This window comes from Bartonella queenslandensis AUST/NH15 (assembly GCF_000312585.1).
Lineage (GTDB): Bacteria > Pseudomonadota > Alphaproteobacteria > Rhizobiales > Rhizobiaceae > Bartonella > Bartonella queenslandensis_A.
Window position 1 is genome coordinate 13,739 of the sequence record NZ_HE998006.1, and the last position, 5,264, is coordinate 19,002.

Annotated in this window: 3 protein-coding genes and 1 pseudogene; 3 read left to right on the forward strand and 1 reads right to left on the reverse strand. The window is 38.5% G+C overall.

Annotated features, from left to right (window positions below):
- Positions 1 to 511: pseudogene (locus tag BN338_RS06645) on the reverse strand (A/G-specific adenine glycosylase); the annotation flags it as partial.
- 196 nt (positions 512 to 707) lie between these two features.
- On the opposite strand from BN338_RS06645, the gene BN338_RS06650 reads away from it, so the two are divergent.
- The 3 genes from BN338_RS06650 (at position 708) to ppdK (ending at position 4,795) form a co-directional block, all read left to right on the forward strand.
- Complete coding sequence (locus BN338_RS06650) at positions 708 to 1,208, forward strand: DUF721 domain-containing protein (RefSeq protein ID WP_039760282.1); 501 nt, start codon at positions 708 to 710, stop codon at positions 1,206 to 1,208.
- 84 nt (positions 1,209 to 1,292) lie between these two features.
- Positions 1,293 to 1,949: a DsbA family protein gene (locus tag BN338_RS06655; RefSeq protein WP_039760283.1), complete on the forward strand. Its 657-nt coding sequence runs from the start codon at positions 1,293 to 1,295 to the stop codon at positions 1,947 to 1,949.
- A 179-nt stretch (positions 1,950 to 2,128) separates the two neighbouring features.
- Positions 2,129 to 4,795 (forward strand): pyruvate, phosphate dikinase, encoded by a 2,667-nt coding sequence (gene ppdK, locus BN338_RS06660; RefSeq protein ID WP_039760285.1) that lies wholly within the window; start codon positions 2,129 to 2,131, stop codon positions 4,793 to 4,795.
- The last annotated feature ends 469 nt before the right edge of the window (positions 4,796 to 5,264 follow it).

Consider the following 5,264-nt stretch of genomic DNA (forward strand, 5'->3'; position numbering starts at 1 on the left):
GTTCTTTAATTTCAGCTTTGGTTTTTGATAGTATTGAAGTGATAGCAAAAAGGCGGGCTACCACACGTTCGACATTCCCATCAACCACTGCTATGGGGTGGTTAAAAGCAATTGCGGCAATGGCTGCGGACGTATAATCTCCAATGCCGGCGAGAGTTCGCAATGCTTTTACAGATTGTGGAAATTGTCCTGCATAGTTTTCAACAAGCTGTGTTGCACATTTTTTAAGATTACGTGCGCGTGAATAATAACCAAGTCCAGCCCACGCTTTCATGATGTCATCTTGTGAGGCTTTTGCTAAAGAAGAAAGATCAGGCCAAAGTTTCAAAAATTTTTTAAAATAGGGTTTAACTGTTTCAACGGTTGTTTGTTGAAGCATGATTTCAGACAGCCAAACTTGATAAGGATCAGGACGAATACCTTTTTTTTGCTCTTCGGGAGTAACCCGCCATGGGAGATGTCGGTGATTTTGATCGTACCAAGAAAGGAGGTGCGAAGAAATTTCATACATGATTGTTTTCAAGCATAGAGAGATGTAAAATGCAAAAGAAAAAAGTATTTATTTGGTAATTCATATTTTTTGCTCTTTTATTTTTATCACAAAATTCTGGTGAGGAGAGAATTTCTATTTATAAATTGGGAAGGTGATAATTTTCAGATGAAACAAATGATAGTAATTGAATAAACGGTTGAACAATGAGCTAAAAATGAGAAAACAACTCAAAAAACATGCTTTTTATTCTCTTTCTGAGACGGTACTGAAAATACTTGATCCAGTTTTACGCAAACGGACAGGGCTTAATGTTGCGCTTATAGAACATTGGCCACAAATTGCGGGCTATGATATCAGTGAGCATACAATGCCCCTTAAAATTATTTGGAAACGTCGCGCGGATCAAGATGAAGTTTTTAAGCCAGCAACACTTGTTGTCGCATGTGAAGGATTTGCTGCATTAAAATTGATGCATGAAACAGAGGAATTGCTTCATAGAATTAATGGATTTTTTGGCTATATTGCTATTGATGGCATCAAAATTGAGCAAAGGAATATGGCGGTTTTTATGAATCATGTTCCTCTAAAGCTGGCATTGAGTGAACAAGACAAAAAATGCGTAGAAAAAATGCTTGAAGGAATTGAAGATAAAAGCTTATACCAATCACTTTATAAACTTGGCTGTTGCATTTTCTCGGAAAAAAATAATAAATAGCAAGATATTTTAGATATTTTTCTTTAATATAGGGGAAAGCATTGGATTCCTATTCGTTTAATAACAAACAGAAAAGTATTATTTATGGTAAAATATCGTTCTTTTTTATTTTTCGGGATAATTTTTCTCTTCATAACGATTGTACAAAACAGTGTAGCAGTTGCTTTAGCGCGCGGTGCCAAGCCCGTTGCAACAGTAGATATGGCTGAGCTTCTTAAATCGGGTAAAGTAAAGGATCGCTTTGAAGGAGAAACGGATGCTCCAGTCATCATTGTTGAGTATGCGTCGTTGACATGTACGCATTGTGCGCATTTTTATAATGATATCCTTCCCCAAATTCGTAAAAAATATATCAAAACAGGAAAAGTGAAAATGATTTTCCGCGATTATGCTTTTGATCCTCGAGCAACAGCTGGTTTTATGTTAGCACGATGTGCACCAGAAGATCGCTATTTTCCTTTGATAGAAGTTTTATTTCAAAAACAAAATGAGTGGGTTTGGGGAAAAGATGCTCTGACACCGTTGAAAAAAATTAGCTTAATGGCAGGTTTTACAGATGAAAGTTTCACGGCTTGTTTGAAAAATCAGACCATTTTAGATGAAGTGAATGCATCTTTTGAGCGTGGTAAAGAACTTGGTGTCTCAGCAACGCCTACTTTCTTTATCAATGGTGATAAATATGAAGGTGCCATGAAAGTAGAAGAGTTTTTTTCTTTGATTGATAGTTATCTTAAAAACTGAATTTTAATCTTCCAAAAGTTGGATAAGAGAGACTTGAGGTCCTTTTTCTTTTGGGAGAATTGTTATTATGCATTTATGAAGCGATATTTTTTGTTTTGCTGATTTTAAAATCAAATTATCGCTTTTAAATAAGCCTAGGTTGAATAGTATTTTGATGCTGATATGGGAGGATTTGTACAATGAAAAAATGGGTTTATAGTTTTGGAGATGGTAGCGCAGAAGGAAGTGCAAATGAGCGTAATCTTCTCGGAGGTAAAGGCGCTAATTTGGCAGAAATGAGTAATCTTGGTTTACCTGTACCACCTGGTTTTACTCTGACAACAGAAGTTTGTAATTTTTATTATGCCCATGACAAATCATATCCAGAAGAGCTACAGGAATCTGTTAAGAAAGCACTAAGACGCGTTGCTGAACAAACAGGTCGTGAATTTGGGAATGAACAAAGACCACTTTTGCTTTCTGTTCGTTCAGGGGCACGAGCTTCTATGCCAGGGATGATGGATACAGTGCTGAATCTTGGCATGAATGATGAAACTGTAAAAGCAATTGCTTCACAAGCCAATAATGAACGTTTTGCTTATGATAGTTATCGGCGTTTTATCCAAATGTATTCTAACGTTGTTTTGGGGTTGGACCATTCGTATTTTGAAGAGAATCTTGATGAAGCAAAAGCACGCAATGGTTACATTATTGATACAGAAATGACAGCAGATGATTGGAAGAATATTATTATTTCTTATAAGGCCTATGTTGAAGAAAAATTAGGAACCCCTTTTCCGCAAGATCCTGAACAACAGTTATGGGGAGCGATTGGAGCCGTTTTTTCAAGTTGGATGACAGCACGTGCCGTTACTTATCGCCGTTTACATAGCATTCCTGAAAGTTGGGGAACGGCAGTTAATGTGCAAGCGATGGTTTTTGGTAACATGGGAGAAGATTCGGCAACAGGTGTTGCTTTTACACGCAATCCGTCGACAGGGAAAAAAGAACTTTACGGTGAGTTTTTAGTTAATGCGCAAGGGGAAGATGTTGTGGCGGGTATTCGAACGCCTCAAAATATTACAGAAAATGCGCGTATTGTAGCTGGTTCAAATAAGCCATCTTTAGAAAAAATCATGCCTGAAGCTTTTTTGAAGTTATGTCAGATCGCGCAGAAACTTGAGCAGCATTATCGGGATATGCAAGATCTCGAATTTACTATTGAAAAAGGTAAATTATGGATGCTGCAGACTCGTTCAGGAAAACGCACAGCGCGTGCGGCTCTCAAGATGGCAATTGAAATGGTGGAGGAGGGGTTAATAGGTCGTGAAGAGGCTGTGATGCGTATTGATGCAAAGTCACTTGACCAACTTTTACACCCAACACTTGATCCAAAAGCAGAACGTTTTGTTATAGGACGTGGTTTACCGGCTTCTCCTGGAGCCGCAACGGGTGAAATTGTTTTTACTTCAGAAGAGGCAGAAACGGCGTCAGCAGAAGGGCGCAAAGTTATTTTGGTCCGTGTAGAAACAAGCCCAGAAGATATTCATGGTATGTATGCTGCTGAAGGAATTTTAACAACACGGGGCGGTATGACAAGCCACGCTGCTGTTGTGGCGCGGGGGATGGGAAAACCATGTATTTCTGGTGCTGGTAGTGTACGGATTGATTATAATACAAATACGCTGCTTGCTTCAGGAGAAAGTTTTCAAAAAGGTGATATTATCACGATTGATGGTGGAAGTGGAGAAATTTTCAAAGGGAAGGTTGCGATGTTGCAGCCTGAGTTGTGCGGAGACTTTGCAAAGTTAATGGAATGGGCTGATGGAATGCGGCGTATAAAGGTTCGTGCCAATGCTGAGACACCATCTGATGCTCATATGGGGCGTTCTTTTGGGGCTGAAGGTATTGGTCTTTGCCGTACAGAGCATATGTTTTTTTCTGGTGAACGCATTGTTGCTATGCGTGAAATGATTTTAAGTCATGATGAAAGTGGACGTCGCAAAGCGTTAGACAAGCTTTTGCCAATGCAGCGTTCAGATTTTAGCGAATTATTTGAAATTATGTGTGGTTTGCCTGTGACCATTCGCTTGCTTGATCCGCCACTTCATGAATTCTTACCAAAAACCGATGCAGAAATTCTTGATGTTGCAAAAGCTATGGGAGTTTCTACTGAAGTGCTTTCCGAACGTGCACAGCAGTTGCATGAATTTAATCCTATGCTTGGATTACGAGGATGCCGTTTAGCTATTACTTATCCTGAAATTGCCGAAATGCAAGCACGGGCGATTTTTGAAGCAGCAGCAGAAGCTGCTCAAAAGTCTGGATCTCCTGTTATGCTTGAAATTATGGTGCCACTTATTGCACTTAAATCTGAACTCGATTTTGTAAAAACGCGTATTGATCAGGTTGCTGAGGAAGTGATGAAAGAAAAGGGAAGCACTATTCAGTATATGGTTGGGACGATGATTGAGCTCCCAAGAGCAGCGTTGAGAGCTGATGAAATTGCTGAAACGGCAGAATTTTTTTCGTTTGGAACAAACGATTTGACACAAACCACTTTTGGAATTTCCCGTGATGATGCTGCTCCTTTTTTGGCAACCTATTTTCAAAAAGGTCTTTTAAAGCTCGATCCTTTCGTATCTATTGACCGTGATGGTGTTGGAGAACTGATTGCAATTGCAGCACAGCGTGGACGCTCAAAGCGTGCAAAAATAAAATTGGGAATTTGTGGTGAGCATGGAGGAGATCCTACTTCTATTGCTTTATGTGAAGAAAATAACCTAGATTATGTTTCATGTTCTCCTTTTCGAGTCCCAATTGCTCGTTTAGCAGCAGCGCAGGCTGCAATAGCCAAAAGGATATAACAGGTTAACATTTTTTATTGTATCGTTACCATTGAAATAAATTTTTATGTACACTCTTTTATTTCCTTCCTTAAAGAAAATAAAAGCACTTTTAGAATGCATTATAATTTATCTCACGCAAGAGAGTGTATTTTTAAGAGGTTTATGAGAGAAAATATAAAGCAAGATAAAACAAAGGTGTATTATTAATATACTTTCAGTATTGGTAGGATTATTAATAGAAAGCAGTGTGTTATTATATAGTTAATTCACACGTTTGCTTTTTAACAGGAGGAATGCCTCATGCAAAACAAATGCATTTATTTTAAGCATTCTGTTTTGCATGTCGTGCTGTTCGAAAGAGACACACTGTCGGTGGATGATCCATTTCACGTCGACGTTTGTGTAATGGGATTATGTAAAATTCTCTCAAAGTTTATAAACTTCACAATGTGCTACCAACTTTACACTTATGTAAGGAAGATTGAAA